This window comes from Thermocrispum sp. (assembly GCF_002919275.1).
Lineage (GTDB): Bacteria > Actinomycetota > Actinomycetes > Mycobacteriales > Pseudonocardiaceae > Thermocrispum > Thermocrispum agreste.
Window position 1 is genome coordinate 35707 of the sequence record NZ_PKFA01000045.1, and the last position, 17524, is coordinate 53230.

General features: G+C 69.3%; 15 protein-coding genes, 1 tRNA gene and 1 riboswitch. Of the genes, 7 read left to right on the forward strand and 9 right to left on the reverse strand.

The window, feature by feature from the left end; translation table 11 throughout:
* Nucleotides 1-67 precede the first annotated feature (67 nt).
* From CXP56_RS10200 to CXP56_RS10210, 3 genes are all read left to right on the forward strand, one after another.
* Entirely contained in the window at nt 68-244 is a 177-nt protein-coding gene (locus CXP56_RS10200; protein WP_156899304.1) for a hypothetical protein, read from the forward strand.
* A 95-nt stretch (nt 245-339) separates the two neighbouring features.
* Nucleotides 340-427, forward strand: a tRNA-Ser gene (locus tag CXP56_RS10205).
* Between the two features lie 398 nt (nt 428-825).
* The gene (locus tag CXP56_RS10210) at nt 826-1674 is read left to right on the forward strand and encodes a hypothetical protein (protein WP_028848444.1); all 849 of its coding nucleotides are present in this window, start codon (nt 826-828) and stop codon (nt 1672-1674) included.
* 244 nt (nt 1675-1918) lie between these two features.
* Here CXP56_RS10210 and CXP56_RS10215 read toward each other — a convergent pair whose 3' ends face one another.
* From CXP56_RS10215 to CXP56_RS10225, 3 genes are all read right to left on the reverse strand, one after another.
* Nucleotides 1919-2080: a hypothetical protein gene (locus CXP56_RS10215; protein ID WP_156899303.1), complete on the reverse strand. Its 162-nt coding sequence runs from the start codon at nt 2078-2080 to the stop codon at nt 1919-1921.
* Between the two features lie 286 nt (nt 2081-2366).
* Complete coding sequence (locus CXP56_RS10220; protein WP_286900924.1) at nt 2367-4568, reverse strand: FtsX-like permease family protein; 2202 nt, start codon at nt 4566-4568, stop codon at nt 2367-2369.
* On the reverse strand, nt 4565-5260 hold the full coding sequence (locus tag CXP56_RS10225; RefSeq protein WP_286900925.1) for an ABC transporter ATP-binding protein: 696 nt from the start codon (nt 5258-5260) through the stop codon (nt 4565-4567). Before CXP56_RS10225 ends, CXP56_RS10220 begins: the two co-directional genes overlap by 4 nt.
* Nucleotides 5261-5453: 193 nt before the next feature.
* Here CXP56_RS10225 and CXP56_RS10230 point away from each other — a divergent pair, with 193 nt between their 5' ends.
* Together CXP56_RS10230 and CXP56_RS10235 are read left to right on the forward strand one after the other, a co-directional pair.
* A complete protein-coding gene (locus CXP56_RS10230) occupies nt 5454-7235 on the forward strand; it encodes a sensor histidine kinase (RefSeq protein ID WP_051310349.1) in 1782 nt (593 codons plus the stop codon).
* The gene (locus CXP56_RS10235) at nt 7232-7891 is read left to right on the forward strand and encodes a response regulator (protein WP_028848440.1); all 660 of its coding nucleotides are present in this window, start codon (nt 7232-7234) and stop codon (nt 7889-7891) included. Before CXP56_RS10230 ends, CXP56_RS10235 begins: the two co-directional genes overlap by 4 nt.
* 201 nt (nt 7892-8092) lie before the next feature.
* On the opposite strand, the gene CXP56_RS10240 is transcribed toward CXP56_RS10235, so the two are convergent.
* The 6 genes from CXP56_RS10240 to CXP56_RS10265 form a co-directional block, all read right to left on the reverse strand.
* Nucleotides 8093-8503, reverse strand: coding sequence for a nitroreductase family deazaflavin-dependent oxidoreductase (locus CXP56_RS10240; protein ID WP_028848439.1), 411 nt, complete (start codon nt 8501-8503; stop codon nt 8093-8095).
* A gap of 361 nt (nt 8504-8864) precedes the next feature.
* Nucleotides 8865-9953 carry a ribonucleotide-diphosphate reductase subunit beta gene (locus CXP56_RS10245; RefSeq protein WP_084609320.1) on the reverse strand — a complete coding sequence of 363 codons (1089 nt, stop codon included), beginning with the start codon at nt 9951-9953 and terminating at the stop codon, nt 8865-8867.
* Nucleotides 9954-9969: 16 nt separating this feature from the next.
* Entirely contained in the window at nt 9970-12789 is a 2820-nt protein-coding gene (locus tag CXP56_RS10250; protein WP_286900928.1) for a ribonucleoside-diphosphate reductase subunit alpha, read from the reverse strand.
* Nucleotides 12790-12895: 106 nt separating this feature from the next.
* Nucleotides 12896-13112, reverse strand: a riboswitch (cobalamin riboswitch).
* Nucleotides 13113-13173: 61 nt separating this feature from the next.
* Nucleotides 13174-13548 (reverse strand): FKBP-type peptidyl-prolyl cis-trans isomerase, encoded by a 375-nt coding sequence (locus CXP56_RS10255; protein WP_028848436.1) that lies wholly within the window; start codon nt 13546-13548, stop codon nt 13174-13176.
* Between the two features lie 163 nt (nt 13549-13711).
* Entirely contained in the window at nt 13712-14326 is a 615-nt protein-coding gene (locus tag CXP56_RS10260) for a hypothetical protein (protein ID WP_156899301.1), read from the reverse strand.
* Between the two features lie 98 nt (nt 14327-14424).
* A complete protein-coding gene (locus CXP56_RS10265; protein ID WP_028848434.1) occupies nt 14425-15012 on the reverse strand; it encodes a nucleotidyltransferase family protein in 588 nt (195 codons plus the stop codon).
* 304 nt (nt 15013-15316) lie between these two features.
* On the opposite strand from CXP56_RS10265, the gene CXP56_RS10270 reads away from it, so the two are divergent.
* Together CXP56_RS10270 and CXP56_RS10275 are read left to right on the forward strand one after the other, a co-directional pair.
* The gene (locus tag CXP56_RS10270) at nt 15317-16555 is read left to right on the forward strand and encodes a CaiB/BaiF CoA transferase family protein (protein WP_051310346.1); all 1239 of its coding nucleotides are present in this window, start codon (nt 15317-15319) and stop codon (nt 16553-16555) included.
* Nucleotides 16556-16655: 100 nt separating this feature from the next.
* The gene (locus CXP56_RS10275) at nt 16656-17393 is read left to right on the forward strand and encodes a FadR/GntR family transcriptional regulator (RefSeq protein ID WP_286900929.1); all 738 of its coding nucleotides are present in this window, start codon (nt 16656-16658) and stop codon (nt 17391-17393) included.
* Nucleotides 17394-17524: the final 131 nt, after the last annotated feature.

Genomic DNA, 17524 nt, shown 5'->3' on the forward strand with positions numbered 1-17524 from the left:
TGCGGTGATCGCACGGCATGATCCGGGTGCCCCGAAAGACTCTCGACACAGTGGGAGAGCGACACGCATGAGCATCATCGAGAAGGTGAAGGGCCTGTTCGGCGGGTCCCGGAACAAGGCGGAGGACGCCGACGCCAAGGTGGCCACCGAGGAGCAGGCCGACGAGGCCAAGGACGCCGAGGGCAAGGTCAAGGAGAAGGTGGCCAGCGGGCAGGAGAAGGGCGAAGGCGACAAGTCCGAGTGACGGCCCGAGCCGGGCGAGCAGGCGCGGGTGGTCGGTGCCCGTGATGACCCGCCCCCGTTCGGACATCGCACCCGCCGTCCGGTAGCCTATTCGGCGGTAGCGTGTCCGAGCGGCCGAAGGAGCTCGCCTCGAAAGCGAGTGAACGGTAACCCCGTTCCGTGGGTTCAAATCCCACCGCTACCGCGGACGGACCAGGGCGTCTGGTCGGGCCGACGGCCCGCCAGACGCCCTGAGTCGTTCCTCGGCTCCTGACCGACGGCCCGCCAGACGCCTCCTTCCTGGGCCCGTTTCCGTTCGCCACCCGATGCGCGCCTTCCCGGGTAGCGGACTCGGGCCTTCGCACCCGAGGCGCCGACGAACACGCGGACACGCAATCGCGTTCGGTCCCGTCACATCGTCGAGATCGACGTACCCGCCCTGATCACAAAAATCGGAAATCGCACGAATCCGAATCGTCGTCAACTTTTCCCGGACAGCGATTTTTCTGTCCGGTTCCCGCACAAAGTCGCTATTTCTTCCCAGTGCGCGCCGCTATCGTCCCGGCCTTCGGATCGGATCACCGACCTACGGGAGGCGTCGCCGTGCACACTGCACCGCAGGACAACCACCAGGCATCCTCTCTCGGCCGGAGGGCGTTCCTCGGGACCGTCGGCGGGCTCGCCGCCGCGAGCGCCGCGACCCTGCTGGTCCCGCCGGCCGCGGGCGCCAGCGCCCGCATCACCCGGACCGAGCTGCCGAAGTCGATGCAAGCACCGGCTTCCTCGGCGCTGGTGTCGTTCAGCGCCATCGACGGCACGCCGGTCTATTACTGGCGGTCCAATCCGGGAAACCAGAACCCGGTCACCTGGCGCTGCACGCAGGAATTCCTCGACACGCTCGTCGTCTGGATCCGGGAACTCCGGTCGATTTCCCAGCAAGCCGGGTACGGCGGCATCGAGTACCTGGTGTCCGCCGGGTTCTACGTGAACAAGCCGGGCCAGCACGGCGCTGGAACGGCGATGGATCTGGACGTCGTGCAGTGGGCCAGCGGCCAGGTCAGCTCCCCGCTGAACCGCGACCACACCTCGTCCGACGACGCCGTGGCGCGGCGCTACCTCGCCGTCGAAGCGACCTTGCGACGGCAGTTCTGCTACGTGCTGGACGGCTGGTACCCGGACCATGCCGACCACTTCCACGCCGACTTCGCCAGCATGCCACCGCTGCTGCGCACCGGCAGCCAGTCGGCCACCTTCTTCATCCAGGCGACCTGCAACCGCTTCCAGGGCTCCGGCTTGGCCATCGACGGCATCTGGGGCCCCAACACCCAGCGGGAATACGACCGCATGCGCAGCACGCTGGGCATCACCGGAGACCCGACCGCGGACATCGCGGTCTATCGCGACCTGCTGCACAAGATCGCCCTGCACGGGTTCGCCAACACACCCTTCTGAGACGAACAGGCCCGCGCTCCCTTTCTCACCCGAGAAGGCCCCACATCCTGCTGACCCGAACAGGCCCCCACCCCCTTCGAAGACGAAGAGGCCCCGCGCTCCCTACCGAGCGCGAGGCCTCTTCGTCCGGATACCCCGTCTGTCCGATCGATCACGAGCCCTGGCCGTCGTACTGCGCGTGCCCGGCCGTGACGGCGTCGCTCGCCGGAGCCGGCCTCCCCTGGCCAGGCACGAGGCCCCACCCTCACAGCGCGAGGCTTTTGTAGGCGGCCAGCCCGTGCGTGGTCTCCGGCTCGTCGTGCCAGACGGGCGTGCGCTCGTGCCAGTCCTTCAACTCGGGCCCGACGGCCATGGCCACCAGCACCACCAGCGCCACGACGACGGCCAGCAACTGAATCACGATCACGGTCTCCTCCTTGTGCCTGTGGGCCCCTCCGGCCCCGTGTTCCCCCGGGCCCCTGGTGGCCCCTCCGTAACCCCGGTGATTCCAGGATCCGGCATCACCCCAGGTCAGCGGATCGGTCGAGCGGCTGGAAACGGTTGACCGGTCGACTGGTCACGCCTCGGCCAGATGGCCGAGGCCCGCCGGGTCACCGATCGCCACCCGGCCGGGAACGACGAACGCCGGGGCGCACAAGGCAGCGGGCCGGCCCTCCCCCGAAGCAAGGCCGGCCCGCGTGATCCCCGCGCCCCTACTCGTCGCTCAACGGCTCCTGGCGCACCCGCCGCAGCGCGGGCCCGCAGACCGAACCCGCGAGCACGGCGACGATGACACCGACGACCACCGGCGCAAGCAGCCACGGTGTCAGCACCACCGCGGGCGCGTTCTCGATCAGGCTCACCAGCACGACGCCGACGATCGTGCCGGTGACACCGGCGCCCACCGTGGCGATGATCGCGGGCAGCGCCGCCTCGACCCGCAACGTCCGGGCCAGAACCGGCACCTGCGTGCCCGCCGCGATCAGCGCACCGAACGTGCGCCGGCGATCCATCACTGCGCCTGCCGTCGCGATGGCGGCGCTGCACCCGGCCAGCAACCCGGCGATGACGATCCCGATCGCGGTGATCCGGCGCAACTCGTCGAGCCGGTCGGTGCCGCTGGCGACCATGTCCACGTCGGAGAACACCTCCGCACCCGCCGAACCGGCCACCATGGCGGTCCGGATCAGGTCGGTGTCGGTGTCCGACGTGGCCACGGCGACGAGCGACGCCGTCGCCTTGAACCCCTCCGGCACCAGCTCCCGGTCCACCAGCACCACGGGGCGCGGCAAGTCCGCCGTCGCGACCCCCTTGGGCAGCGGGAACGTGGACTGGTCGTACTCCGCGTCGAGCGACACCGGAGTGCCCCCCACCCCGTAGACCGCCGGCTGGTCGAGACACACCTGCGGGGACAGTCCGAACAACGGTGCCGCCTCTTTGCAGTCGCCGATGTAGGCGGGGTAGGGCACGCCGTTCGCGTCGTTGACGACAGCGTTGTCGAGACGCACGGCCCGTTCCTGCTGGCCGTAGCGCGTCAACCGGTCGTCGATCCGTTCGACCACCTTGTCCGCCTGGTCCGCGGTGGCGTTGAGGCGCAACGTCGAAGGCGCGAAGGTCGGCTCCGGTGGCCCGAAGTCGGTCGACTCGAGCGTCGGCAGCAGGGTCAGCGCCATGGCACCGACGAACACCGCCAGCACCACGCCGGAGGACGCACGATAGGCGGCCTTCGGATCGGTGTGCAGCCGCCGTCCGGCAAGCAACCCGGCCGGTCCGCGCCACGCCTTCACCAGGAATCGGCCGACCGCCGCGGTCACCCACGGCCCGACCACGGTGGCCGAGCCGATCAGCGTGGCCAGCGCGCCCAGCACCACCATGTTCCCGGCACCGAGCTGCGCGGCCACCACGAAGACCGCCAGTGCCGCAGGCAGTGCCAGCACCCGCAGCCAGCTCAACGGCTTCGTGGGAGTGCGCTGCATCGCCCCCAACGGCGTGATCACCACGCGCCGCAGGCCGAACACCGCGGCCCCGATCACCAGCAGCGGCAGGCAGACGACCGCGCCGACGACCAGTTCGGTCGGCGCCGCCAGGTCGGACGGGTGCCACTCGCTGCCGTCCCACGGCACCTCGGACGCCCACATGCGCACCAGCGGGTTGACCGCGGCCCCCAGCACCACACCGACCACGGTCGGGATCGCCAGCTCGGCCACCACCATGGCCATGACCTGCTGCGGCGTCGCCCCGGCCAGCCGGAACGCGGCCAGCCGCCGCTCACGACGCGTGGCGGTGAGCCGCGCCGCCGAAGCGACCAGCACCAGGCTGGGCACCAGCAGGACCACCAGCCCAACCCCGGCCAGCAGTTCCAGCTCGTAGTCGGTGTAGTAGGCCGACGTGGTGAAGTCGCTGATCGGCAGGGCGTCCTCGCCCATGTCCTCGACCCGCTGCCCCACCAGGGCGAACAGCTGATCGTCATGGCGCAGCCCGGCGGAACCGATGTACCCGACGACCTTGCCGAACCGCTCGCCCAGCGACGACGCCGGCTGCTTGTCGATCAGCTCGGCGAGCGCGGGCGAGACCAGCGACTCCCCAGGACCGGGCAGCCGGGTCACACCGGGCGGCAGGTCCAGCCGCCCCTTGCCGGTGAGGGCCACGTCCAGCCGGCCGATCTCCTGATCGCCGAACCTGTCCGTGCTGATCTTGATCAAGGCCGGCGCGTCCTGCCGCTGATCGACCAGCGTCTGCTCGGCTTTGTTCTGCCACGCCACCCGCTCCTCACGGGCGTCGACCGCGTAGGGCAGACCGAGCAACAGCAGCACCAGCGAGGTCGCCACCGCGACCCCGACGGCAGTCAGGAAGGCCGAGGTTCGCGTGCGGCGGTCGACCCGCAACACCCGAAATGCGATGCTCAACGCATTCATGCGGTCAACACCGCCGATTCGATCCGACCGTCACGAATACGGATCGACCGCGTCGCACGCGAAGCCAGCTCCTGGTCGTGCGTGACGACCAGAATCGCCGCGTTGGTCTCGGCGCAGATCTCCAGCAGCACGTCCATGATTTCCGCGCCGGTGCGGCTGTCCAGCTGCCCGGTCGGCTCGTCGGCGAACACCACCGTCGGCCGGTGGGCCAGCGCCCGCGCGATGGCGACTCGCTGCGCCTGCCCGCCGGACAGCTCGCCGGGCATGCTCCGATGCCTGCCTGCCAGCCCCAGCCGGTCCAGCCAGTAGCGGGCCGCCTGCATCGCCTCCGCCCGGCTGGTGCCGCCCAGCAGCATCGGCAGCGCCACGTTCTCCTCCGCGGTGAGCTCGTCGACCAGCATTCCCTGCTGGAACACGAAGCCGAACTCGCTGCGCCGCAGCTCGCTGCGCCGGGCCTCGGACAGTTCGTCGATCCGCGACCCGGCCAGGTACACCTCGCCTGCGTCGGCGGGCACGATCCCGGCCAGCACGTGCAACAACGTCGATTTCCCCGACCCGGAGGGGCCGACGATGGCGACCGCCTCGCCCCGGCGAACGTCGATGTCCACACCGGCGAGCGCACGGTGCGGGCCGTAGTTCTTCACCAAGTGCCGTCCCGAGATGGCCGGCGGCGCAAGCACCTCCTGCACCATGGACCGTTGGTCAGCAACCACAAGAGCCTCCATGTCGCAAATCGCTGTTGGTTGCCGAGCCTCCCGCGGCGAGGGGGTGCGGCACATCGGGCGATCGGCCGCAAGCAGACCGGTGTGCCTCGGCCGAGTGACCGAGGGGGAATCGGCCGCGAAGCTGAGGGCCTGCCCCACCCCGGTGTCCTAATGTCACGATGTGCATTCCGACGACGCTCCGACGACCCCGCTGCGCACCAGCGGCCGGTCGTCGCGATGGGCAGGCGTACAGGCGGCCTGGCGCAGGCTGGGCCTGTACGGTGCGCTGCTCGCGGCGGCCGTGCTGGCGGACGTCGTCGCAGCGATCGCCGACCTGCTTCGAGCCGGCGAACTGGACCTGTACCCGTACTACAGCCGGTGGCAGACCCTGGCGATGCTGCCCGGCGGCCTGCTGCTGGCCGCGTGTGCCGTGCTGGCCCGCAGGAACGCCATGCTCGGCGCGGTACTCGGCTCGGCGTCGCTGATCGTCGCGTCCCCGATCGCGGTGTACCGGGTCTCCGGCTACACGTCGCTGCTGGCCGGGATCTCGCTGGCGGAAACAGTGGCGGGCGTGTTGCTGGTGGTGATCGCCCACCAGCAGCTGCCGGTCCCCAAGGCGGTCGCGGCCACCACGATGCTGGTCGTCTCCTGCCTCGCCGCCCTGCTGCTGCGGGAACGCGGCGACTTGTACGCGGAGACGTTCATCTTCGGGTTCATCCTGCTGGTCGGGGCGGTCGTCTACGGGCACCGCACCGCGTCCGGGAAGACGTCGCTGACGCCCGAACGAAACAGCAGGTTCGCGCCGTACCTGGCCCAGTGGCCGCTGATCGGCGTGCTGGCGGTGTTCGTCTTCCTGGCGGTCCTGCGCTCGACGCAGACCTGGATCGGGTTGTTCGGCCTGGTCGTCTCGGTGGTGTCGGCGTGGCTTGCGGTGCTGTCGGTGCGGCACGCGATCACCGCGGGCCTGGCGATGTCCGGCTTGTTCGTGCTGACCGCGGTGACCGGCGGCGCGCTGGCCTTCGACTTCCCCGGCCTGGCAGGCACGCCGATACCCGCGGTGCAGGTGCTGGCCGGCTTCGTCGTGACGGTGAACCTGGTCCGCTACCAGACACCGGAACGGGCCACCGGGGTCATCGCGGTGATGTCGGTGGCGGTCGCGCTGGCGACGGCCATGCGGACCGGCGGAACCCAGCTGCGGGAACTCGCGCTCAGCGCGTTGTTCGCCCTGGGATTGGCCGTGGCCATCGGCTTGTACCTGCGGTCACGGGACACGGCCCGCGCCCAGATGGTCTCCGCGGCGGTGGCGGAAGCCAAGTCGGCAGAGCGGATGGCGCTGGCCCGCGAGCTGCACGACGTGGTGGCGCACCACGTCACCGGCATCGTGGTGCAGGCGCAGGCCGCGAAGATGGTCGCCAAGGACGACCCGAAGCTGACGCAGGAGGCGTTCGACCGGATCGAGGCGGCGGGGATCGAGGCGATGACCGCGATGCGCCGGCTGGTGGCCAGCATCCGCTCCGGCCAGCCGAGCGACACCCCGCCCGAGGACGCCACCATGGATCTGGCCGCCGACCTGCGCAAACTCGTGGACAGCGGCAGCCACGGTGTGCCGACGGAGCTGCGCGTGGACATCGGCACCGCCCTTCCGCAGGAGGTCGCCCGCTCCGCGCTGCGCATCGTGCAGGAGGCGCTGACCAACGTCGGCAAGCACGCCGAAGGAGCGACCAAGGCCCAAGTCGTCGTCGGTGTCGTGGACGGACAGCTGGGCATCCGGGTCAGCGACAACGGCCGCGGCAGCAGCAGCGCCGCCGCGTCGCGGTCGTGGCGGGACAGCGGCTACGGCTTGGTCGGGATGCGCGAACGTGTCGAACTGCTGCACGGCAGACTGTCGGTCGGCCCGGCCCCCGGCGGCGGCTGGGTCGTGGAAGCCTGGCTACCCCTGAACGTGGAGGACACCCGGACATGACCATCCGTGTGCTGATCGCCGACGACCAGGAAATGGTTCGGATGGGCTTTCGGATGATCCTCGACGCACAGCCGGACATCGAAGTGGTGGCCGACGTGCCCGACGGGGTGGAAGCCGTACGCAAGGCGCGCGAGCTGCGCCCGGACGTCTGCCTGCTGGACATACGCATGCCGGGACTGGACGGCCTGGAGGTCACCCGGCAGCTGGCCGGGCCAGGTGTCACCGACCCGATGAAGGTCGTCGTGGTCACCACGTTCGACCTGGACGAGTACGTGCACACTGCGCTGCGTAACGGCGCCAGCGGGTTCCTGCTCAAGGACGCTGGGGCGTCGCTGTTGATCGAGGCCGTGCGTGCCGCGCAGCGTGGCGATGCGCTGGTGTCGCCGCAGATCACCGTGCGGCTGCTGAAGCACTTCAACACCCCGGCGCCCGCCACGGCTCCGGAGGATCAGCCGAGCGAACCGCTCACGCCGCGGGAGACCGACGTGGTGCGAGCGGTCGCGCGCGGGCTGACCAACACCGAGATCGGCAACGAGCTCTTCCTGTCGCTGTCCACGGTGAAGACGCACCTCGCGTCGGCGCAGGCCAAGATCGGTGCACGCAACCGCGTCGAGGTCGCGGCGTGGGCCTGGCGGACCGGGCTGATGACCGAGTGAAGCGGCCACCGGGCCTGCCGGCGTGACCGACGGGCGGCCGCCCCATCAGGGCCTTCACCGCGCAGCGACCCTCCACCGCGGAGCGGCCACGCCACAGTCCTCACCGCGCGGCAATCCCGCCGAAGTCCTCACCATGCGGCCGTTGTCATGGACGCCGCCGGATGGCGAAGCCCGATCGTCATGACATCCTGGCGAAGCAGATCAGGCGGCCGGCTCCAGCACCACGACCGGGATCTTCCGGTCGGTCTTCTCCTGGTACTCGTCGTACGCCGGCCACACCTTGGTCATGATCGACCACAGCTCCTTGCGCCGGGGCTCGTCCTCCACGGTGCGGGCCCGCGCGGTGAACTTCTCCGCCCCCACCTGAACCTTGACCTCGGGGTTGGCCATCAGGTTCTTGTACCAGCCGGGGTGGTCGGGGGCACCGCCCTTGGACGCGATGATCACGTAGCCCTCGTCGACCTTCTGGTAGATCAGCGCATGCTTGTACTCCTTGCCGGTCTTGCGGCCCTTGGTGGTCAGGATCAGGCAGGGCGCGCCGTTCACCCAAATGTGGCCGACCTCGCCGTTGGTTTCCTCGTACCGTTTGACGTGCTCGTCGCCGAAGAGCATGCGTTCAGCCATCCGGTGTCCCTTCCTCGCCGCTGCCTGGCTTGTCGTTCCGAAGCAACAGCAGCTGTCCGCGGGGAATTCCCGCACCGCAGCCGCCCAGTCACTTTCCGTTCATCGCAGGTACTTCCACCGTGGCCGACGCCGCTCGCCAGGCATGACCACCAACCGGCGTCCCGCCGCGCGCCGAGGTCCCTCCCCCTGCGCGCGGCGGAAACCGCCTCGGGCAACGAAGCCAGCAGCGACCCTTCCGGTCCCTCCCCGGCGCGCAGCGGAAACCGAATACGTCACGCCGGGCCCGAAACTGAACGGCTGCCCCTCCCCGGCGCGCGGCGGAAACCGGCCGGCCGGTGCGGGCCGAGGGTCAGTCCCAGCTGAGCGCGGCGCCCGACTGGTACTCGGTCACCCTGGTCTCGAAGAAGTTCTTCTCCTTGGTCAAGTCGATCGTCTCGGACATCCACGGGAACGGGTTGTTCTGCTCCCCGAACACCGGTTCCAGCCCGAGCTGCTGAGCCCGCCGGTCGGTGATGAAGTGCAGGTATTGCTCGCACTGATCGGCGGTCAGGCCGAGGATGCCGCGCGGCATGGTGTCCCTGGCGTAGGCGACCTCCAGCTCGCACGCCTCGATCAGCATCTGCCGCACCTCCCGCTGGAAGTCCGCGCCCCACAGGTGCGGGTTCTCCAGCTTGATCTGGTTGATGCAGTCGATGCCGAAGTTCAGATGGATCGACTCGTCGCGCAGGATGTACTGGTACTGCTCGGCGATGCCGACCATCTTGTTACGCCGCCCGAGCGAGAGGATCTGCGCGAACCCGGTGTAGAACCACATGCCCTCGAACACCACGTAGAAGGCGATCAGGTCGCGCAGGAAGTCCTGATCGGCCTCGGCAGTTCCGGTGCGGAAGCTCGGGTCCTCCAAGTGCCGGGTGTACTGCAGTGCCCACGCGTCCTTGTCGGCGATGGACGGCACCTCGCGGTAGGCGTTGAACAGCTCGCCTTCGTCCAGCCCGAGGCTGGTGCAGATGTACTGGAAGGCGTGCGTGTGCACGGCTTCCTCGAACGCCTGCCGCAGCAGGTACTGGCGACACTCCGGGTTGGTGATGTTCCGGTAGACGGCCAGCACCAGGTTGTTGGCCACCAGGGACTCCGCGGTGGCGAAGAACCCGAGGTTGCGCTTGACCATCAGCCGCTCGTCCGGGGTCAGGCCGTCCGGTGACTTCCACAGCGCGATGTCGGCCTGCATCGACACCTCGGTGGGCATCCAGTGGTTGGCGCACCCGGCCAGGTACTTCTCCCACGCCCACCGGTACTTCATCGGCAGCAGCTGGTTGACGTCGGCGCGGGCGTTGATCATCGCCTTGTCCTCGACGTTGACCCGAGGGGCGCCGCGCTGGATCTCACCAAGGCCGGTGGCGTCGGCAATGGCGGTGTTGCTCGTCATGTCGCTGGTCATGCGGGTTCGTGCTCCTTTACTGGCAGGCTTCGCAGTCGGGGTCGTCGATGGCGCAGGCGGTCGGTTGCGGATCGGGACGGACGGCGGCCGGGACGGCTGCCACGGGAACCGCGTTGAGCTTGCCGTCGGTGCCGCGCAGCGTGCTCTTCTCCACGCTGGTGGCCGCCCTGGCCCGCAGGTAGTACGTGGTCTTCAGGCCGCTGCGCCACGCGAACCGGTACAGCTCGTCGAGCTTTCTCCCGCTGGGCTCGTGGATGTAGAGGTTGAGCGACTGGGCCTGGTCGATCCACTTCTGCCTGCGCGCGGCGGCCCGCACCAGCCACTTCGGGTCGATCTCGAACGCGGTGGCGTACCTGCGCTTGAGGTCGCCGGGCACCCGGTCGATGTGCTGGACGCTGCCGTCGAAGTACTTCAGGTCGGCGACCATGACCTCGTCCCACAGCCCGAGTTCCTTCAGCTCGCGCACCAGGTGCGGGTTGATCACGGTGAAGTCGCCGGACATGTTCGACTTCACGTAGAGGTTCTGGTACAGCGGCTCGATCGACTGGCTGACGCCGCAGATGTTGGCGATGGTCGCCGTGGGCGCGATGGCCATGACGTTCGAGTTCCGCATCCCGGTCGTGCGGACGCGTTCCCGCAGCGCGTCCCAGTCGAGCGTGGTCGTGTAGTCGACGTCGAGGTCACCGTCGCGGTGCTCGGCCAGGATCCGCAGCGAGTCGATCGGCAGGATGCCCCGGCTCCACAGCGACCCGTCGAACGTCTCGTACCGGCCACGCTCGGCGGCCAGCTCGCTGGAGGCCTCGATGGCGTAGTACGACAGGTGCTCCATGCTGCGGTCGGCGAACTCCACCGCTTCCGGCGAGTCGACCGGGAGCTTGCGGACGTGCAGCGCGTCGGCGTAGCCCATGAGGCCGAGGCCGACCGGGCGGTGCCGCAGGTTCGACCGCCTGGCCTGCGGGATCGTGTAGAAGTTGATGTCGATGACGTTGTCGAGCATGCGCACGGCGGTCCGGACCGTCTTGCGCAGCCGCTCGGTGTCCAGGCCGTCCGGCGTGACGTGCCTGGCCAGGTTCACCGACCCCAGGTTGCACACCGCGACCTCGTCCGGGCTGGTGTTCAGGGTGATCTCGGTGCACAGGTTGGACGAGTGCACCACCCCGCAGTGCTGCTGCGGCGAGCGCAGGTTGCACGGGTCCTTGAACGTGATCCACGGGTGGCCGGTCTCGAACAGCATGGTGAGCATGCGCCGCCACAGCTGCACCGCGGACACCCGGCGGAAGACCCGGATTTCGCCGCGGTCGGCCGCCTGTTCGTACTCGCGGTACCGCTTGCTGAACTGCTTGCCGTAGAGGTCGTGCAGGTCCGGCACCTCGTCCGGGGAGAACAGTGTCCACTCCGCGTCGGCTTCCACCCGGCGCAGGAACTCGTCCGGGATCCAGTTCGCGGTGTTCATGTCGTGCGTGCGGCGCCGGTCGTCACCGGTATTGCGCCGCAGCTCGAGGAATTCCTCGATGTCGATGTGCCAGGTCTCCAGGTAGGCGCAGGCCGCGCCCTTGCGCTTGCCGCCCTGGTTGACCGCCACCGCGGTGTCGTTGGCGATCTTCAGAAACGGCACCACGCCCTGCGACTGGCCGTTGGTGCCCCTGATGTGGGCGCCCATCCCGCGCACCGGCGTCCAATCGTTGCCCAGCCCGCCGGAGTACTTGGCCAGCAGCGCGTTGTTCCGATACGACTGGAAGATCGCGTCCAGGTCGTCCTCGACCGTGGTCAGGAAGCACGACGACAGCTGGGGGCGCGTGGTGCCGGCGTTGAACAGCGTCGGGGTCGACGCCATGAAGTCGAACGTGGACAGCAGGTGGTAGAACTCGACGGCCCGCGCCTCGCGGTCCTGCTCGCGCAGCGCCAGGCCCATGGCCACCCGCATGAAGAACGCCTGCGGCAGTTCGTAGCGGGTGCCGTCGTGGTGCAGGAAGTAGCGGTCGTAGAGGGTCTGCAGGCCGAGGAAGCCGAACTCCAGGTCGCGTTCCGGCCGCAAGGCGGCGGTGATCGTGGTCAGATCGAACTTCCCGAGTTCCGGATCGACCTGGCCGAGGTCGATCGCGCGGGCCAGGTAGGCGCGGAAGTACTCCGGGTAGTCCAGCTCCGCCTGGGTGGCCTCGCGGGCGCCGCCTGCCAGGAAGCTGAGCGCTTCCGCGCGCAGGTTGTTCAGTAGCAGCCTCGCGGTGACCTGCGAGTAGTTCGGCTCCCGCTCGACCAGCGTGCGGGCGGCCATCACCATGGCCACGCCGAGTTCGTCGTGGCTGATGCCGTCGTAGACGTTGCGGTCCAGCTCGGCCAGCACGGCTCGCGCGTCGGTGTCCGGCACCCCGTCGACCGCTTCCGCGACGACCGCGGCGATCCGTTCCCGGTCCAGCGGTTCGAGCGTGCCATCCGGTCCCTTCACCCGGACCGTGGGCGCGGACGCGGTGGCCCCGGTCTCCTGCCGACGCGCCTTGGCCCGTTCTTCCCGGTAGAGCACGTAGGCGCGGGCGACCGCGTGGTGACCTCCCCGCATCAGGGCGAGCTCCACCTGGTCCTGGATCTGCTCGATGTGCAACGACCGGGCACCGTGGCGCAGCAGCGCATCCCGCACCTGCGCGGTCAGCTCCTCGACCAGATGGTGCACCCGGGACGACGAGGCGGCGTCGGTGCCTTCGACGGCCAGGAAGGCCTTGGTCATCGCCACCGCGATCTTCGATTCGTCGAACGGCGACGTGGACCCGTCGCGCCGGATCACCGTCACCGTGGACGGCGCTTCCGGCTGCGTGCGGGCCGGGGTCGGGTCGGCTAGTGTCACGGCTCTCTCCTCGCGAGCTCGGCAACCTCCAGCCCGCGACCGCAAGCACGCGCACGACCGCCATGGCCGCGCGACCGCCCTCGCGGTCTGCGGACGGCGCGCACCGGCGGTGCGCGCACCGATGGCAGGTCTTCGGACTTGCGGGCATGCCGGGACCACGCCCAGGCTCCTACTGGCCGTCGCTTCCCAGGCGCTTGCTACCCAGTGCTTGGTTGACGGCGGTCGTTCCCGCTCACCGCTGCGGGGCAGTTCCGGATTCGCACCGGATTCCCTCTTGCCCCACCGCTGCCGGGCAGCGGTGGACCATCGGCACAGCAAACACTACATGTTGTGGTGCCAAACGGGATTGAACCCCAGAAAATGTGGCGTGTCGCGCTTGCGCGCCTACTCCACGCCGAGTAGGTCGACCACGAAGACCAGCGTCTCGTTGGGTCGGATGGCACCGGGGACACCGGACGGGCCGTAGCCGAGATGGGGCGGGATGGTGATCCGGCGGCGGCCGCCGACCTTCATGCCCTTGACGCCCAGCTCCCAGCCCTTGATGACCTGCGAGGCGCCGAGCGTGAACGTGAACGGCTCGTCGCGGTTCCAGGACGCATCGAACTCCGTCCCGGTGGAGTGGGCGACGCCGACGTAGTGCACGGTCACCTGCGCACCGACGGTGGCCTCGGCACCGTCACCCACCTGCAGGTCGTCGATCTCCAGCAGACCGGAGGGGGCGCCGGGGGCGATGGTGACTTCTGGCTTGGTCGGCGTCATGGTGCCTCCTTGGGTTGACCGGGAAGCTCCATCCAACACCACGGCCGCCACGCGCACCCCGCCACCTCCAGCCCGGCAGCACTCGCAAACACGAGCGTCCGACGACCACCACGCGTACGCCAGCACTTCGTGTCCGCGCTCGAAGCTCAGGCGGGGCGCCGCATCAGTGCGGCGGTCCCCAGCCCTGCTGCGGCTGAGCTGGCTGGCCACCCGACGGACCCCATCCGGGCTGCTGGTGATACGGCTGCCCGGACTGCGGCCCGTAGGCCGGCGGCTGCGGACCGAACCCTTGTCCGGGCTGCGGACCGTATCCCGGCACCGCCTGATGGGGCGCGAAACCAGGTGCGGACTGCTGTGGCCCGTACGCGGGTGCGGGGTGCTGCGGACCGAAACCCTGGCCGGGCTGCTGCTGGGCGATCCCTTGCTGCGCGTCGAACCCGGGCGGTGGCGGGCCGTAACCCTGCGGCTGCTGCCCGACCGCAGGCGTGGCCTGTGCTTTCGGCTTGCGGAACAGCATGACCGACCAGATCGTCCCGCCGACCGACATCGCCGCACCCAAGCCCACCAGCAGCCAGCCGGTGGCGATGTTGTCCTTCCGCTGTTCCTCCATGGTGCGGGTCGCGGTGACCCGGCCCCGCTTGGTCTCCTCGCACACCTGGTTGGGGCTGGTCATCTCCTGGCTGCCGCACATGACGCGGTCGTCGGTCAGCTGAAAGATCCCGCCGCCCAGCAATCCGATGCCGATGATCGCGACGAAGACCGCCTTGATGCGATCCATGTTCGTGAACCTTTCCCCCGGGTACGCGGGCGACATCATGACAGACGAACGCGCACCGCGCCGCTCGATTGCCACGGAATGCGGATGTGGGTGATGTCTCAGGACCGCGCTTCCAGCGTGGCGAGGTCGTCCGGGGTGTCGACGTCGGCCGGATCGCCCAGGCCGGTGCAGTCGATTTCGACCACGTCGTCGGCATGCCGGCGCAGGTAAGCGCGAGCGCCCGCGTCGCCGTGGGCGGATTCGGCGACCCCCGCCCAATGCGTGCGGCCAAGCAGCACCGGATGCGCTCGACGGCCGTGGTAGACGGCCATCGCCAACTGCGCACCCTCGGCACAGGCCTGCACCATGCGGCGTATGACGGCGGGGCCGACCAGCGGCTGGTCGACCAGCGTGATCACCGCGGCCTCCGCGTCGACGGGCAGCGCGGCAAGGCCTGCGCGCAGGGACGACGCCAGCCCGGTCGCCCAGTCGGGGTTCTCGACCACCCGAGCCGGCGCGTGGGCCAGGGCTTCCCGCACCCGCTCGGCAGCGGCGCCGATCACCACCACGACCGGGTCGCACCCGGCTTCGGCCAGGGCCGCCGCGCCCCGCTGGGCCAACGGCTCCCCGGCGAACGACACCAACGCCTTCGGGCGGCCGAACCGCGTTCCCGCACCGGCAGCCAGCAACACTCCCGCCACGGCCACCGGCGCAGCATAACCCCGGCCGAGAAGATTCGAACTCGGCGCGGAACGCATCTTTCGCCAGACGACGGCTACGTTGCGGACGCCAGTTCGGTGTCTTGCGCGGCCGGTGTCCTGGTCATCTCGGTGATCACGCCTTCCGCTCCCGGAACAGGCCCGGAGCACGTCGCATGGTTCGCAGGCGACATGAGCGGTGCGGCTCCTCGGCCCGTTCCGTCACCCTGGCCGGCCGGCCCGATCGACGGCCCCACACCCGGCCTGCTAATGCTACTATTCATAAGCATTAATTAGGAGGAGAGGACGTGACATGACCGGTCCCGCCGGGCAGGCACCCGACACCCAGGGCTCCCCATCTCCCGGGCCGCTCGCCGGCGTCCGAGTCGTCGAGCTGGGCTCGATGTACGCCGCCCCGACCGCCGGACGCATGCTTCGCGACTTCGGCGCGGACGTCGTCAAGGTCGAGGACCCGCAGAACGGTGATTTCGCCAGACAGTGGCAACCGTCCCACGAGGGTCTGGCCATCGGCTACGCGCGCCTCAACTCCGGCAAGCGCTCGGTCGGCATCGACATGCGCCAACCGGAAGGACGCGCGGTCGCCGAGCAGCTGATCGTGAGCGCCGACGTGGTCATCGAGAACTTCCGTCCCGGACGCATGGAGGCCTGGGGGCTGGGCTACGAGCAGCTCTCGGCGAAGAATCCCCGCCTGGTGATGACCAGGGTGAGCGGCTTCGGCCAGACCGGCCCCTACGCCAACCGCCCCGGGTTCGGCACCGTCGCCGAGACGATGTCCGGCTTCGCCTTCCTCAACGGGTGGCCGCACACGCCGCCCACCGCGCCACCGTTCGGGTTCGCCGACTCGATCGCGGGGATCTCCGCCGCGTTCGGCACCGCGATGGCGCTTTACCGGCGGGAGCTGACCGGTCAGGGATCCGAGGTCGACGTGGCACTGTACGAGCCGCTGATGTTCATCCTCGGCGACGCCGTCCTCAACTACACCGCAAGCGGCACCATCATGCAGCGACACGGCAATGCCTCCGGCGCCGCTTCGCCACGCGGCATCTACCAGGCGGCCGACGGCGGCTGGCTCTCGATCGCCGCGTCCAACCAGACGATCGCGATGCGGCTGTTCGACGCCATGGGCATGCCGGAGCTGAAAGAGGACGAAAGGTTCGCCACCAACGCCGCGCGGATGGCCAACAACGAGGCGATGCAGCAGATCGTCATCGACTGGGTCGGCTCGCGCCCGCGCGACGAAGCGCTGGCGATCCTGGAGAAGTACGAGGTCGTGGCGGCACCGGTGAACGACGCCAAGGACATCACCGAGGACCCGCACTTCCGCGAACGAACCCTGGTCGAGCTCGCCAACACCGTGTTCGGCAAGGCGATGATGCCCGGCCCGGTCCTCCACTTCGGCGACTACGCAGGTCCGACGTACGACGGGGTCGCCGCGATCGGCGAGCACACGAAGGAGGTTTTGGTCGACGAACTGGGGCTTGCCCCAGACCACGTGGCACAGCTTGCCCAAAAGGGCATCGTCAGCGGCTGACCAGGCCGCCGGCACGGAAAAACCGGCGAACCGGTATGATCATCCCTATGATTGAACCACATCGTGGGGCGGTCTGGTCAAGTAGCGAAGGGACTTCCGCATGACATCCACCTCATTGCGGCCGCAGAAGACCGCGATGTTGGTGGCGCAGCGCATCGTCGCCGACATCCACTCACGGGGCAACAAGATCGGCGACCGGCTGCCCCCCGAGCGCGTGATGCTGGAGAAGTACGAGGTCGGGCGCGGCACCCTGCGTGAGGCGCTGCGCTTCCTCGAGCTGCAGGGCGTCATCACGCTGCGGCCCGGGCCCGGCGGCGGGCCCGTCGTGGTTCAGCCCGACGCGTCCAGCCTGGCCACGTCGCTCACGCTGTTGCTGCAATTCTCCGACGCACCGTTCCGCACGATCGCCGAGGGCAGGCTCGGTCTGGAGCCGATCATGGCACAGCTGGCCGCGGAGCGGATGGACGACGAGGCTCTTGCCACGCTCAAGGAGAGCGTGGACAACATGCACGCCAACCTGGACAACCAGGCGATCTTCCTGGAGGAGAACAAGCGCTTCCACGACGTGATCTCGCAGGGTTCGGGCAACGCCATGTTCGCCCTGCTCGTGGACGCGCTGCTGGGCATCCTGGACGGCTCCGCCATCGGCATCGACTACCCGGAACCCCGGCGCGTCGCGGTGCACAAGGCGCATCTGCGGATCTACCAGGCGATCGAGAAGCACGACCCGGAGGAAGCGGCGGCGACGATGCGCGATCACATCAAGGAGTACCTGCGCTACGCCGAGAAGAAGTTCCCCGAGGTGCTCGACGCGCCGATCGTCTGGGGCCGCCCCTGATCCCCATCGCCTCAGAACGCTTGGCGCTGCTCCTCTCGGTCCGGGTTACCCGAGCTGCCCATCAGCGCCAGGCGCCTGAGCGGTCCGGTTCCCCATAAGCGCCGGGTGCCTGGGTGGTCCGGTTCCCATAA

Excerpts from the sequence above, each read along its gene's own strand:
- CXP56_RS10275 (WP_286900929.1), top strand. The coding sequence starts at position 16,656 with ATGACATCCACCTCATTGCGGCCGCAGAAGACCGCGATGTTGGTGGCG.
- CXP56_RS10225 (WP_286900925.1), bottom strand. The coding sequence starts at position 5,260 with ATGGTGCAGGAGGTGCTTGCGCCGCCGGCCATCTCGGGACGGCACTTG.
- CXP56_RS10235 (WP_028848440.1), top strand. The coding sequence starts at position 7,232 with ATGACCATCCGTGTGCTGATCGCCGACGACCAGGAAATGGTTCGGATG.
- CXP56_RS10220 (WP_286900924.1), bottom strand. The coding sequence starts at position 4,568 with ATGAATGCGTTGAGCATCGCATTTCGGGTGTTGCGGGTCGACCGCCGC.
- CXP56_RS10260 (WP_156899301.1), bottom strand. The coding sequence starts at position 14,326 with ATGGATCGCATCAAGGCGGTCTTCGTCGCGATCATCGGCATCGGATTG.
- CXP56_RS10245 (WP_084609320.1), bottom strand. The coding sequence starts at position 9,953 with ATGACCAGCGACATGACGAGCAACACCGCCATTGCCGACGCCACCGGC.
- CXP56_RS10270 (WP_051310346.1), top strand. The coding sequence starts at position 15,317 with ATGACCGGTCCCGCCGGGCAGGCACCCGACACCCAGGGCTCCCCATCT.
- CXP56_RS10240 (WP_028848439.1), bottom strand. The coding sequence starts at position 8,503 with ATGCTCTTCGGCGACGAGCACGTCAAACGGTACGAGGAAACCAACGGC.
- CXP56_RS10200 (WP_156899304.1), top strand. The coding sequence starts at position 68 with ATGAGCATCATCGAGAAGGTGAAGGGCCTGTTCGGCGGGTCCCGGAAC.
- CXP56_RS10255 (WP_028848436.1), bottom strand. The coding sequence starts at position 13,548 with ATGACGCCGACCAAGCCAGAAGTCACCATCGCCCCCGGCGCCCCCTCC.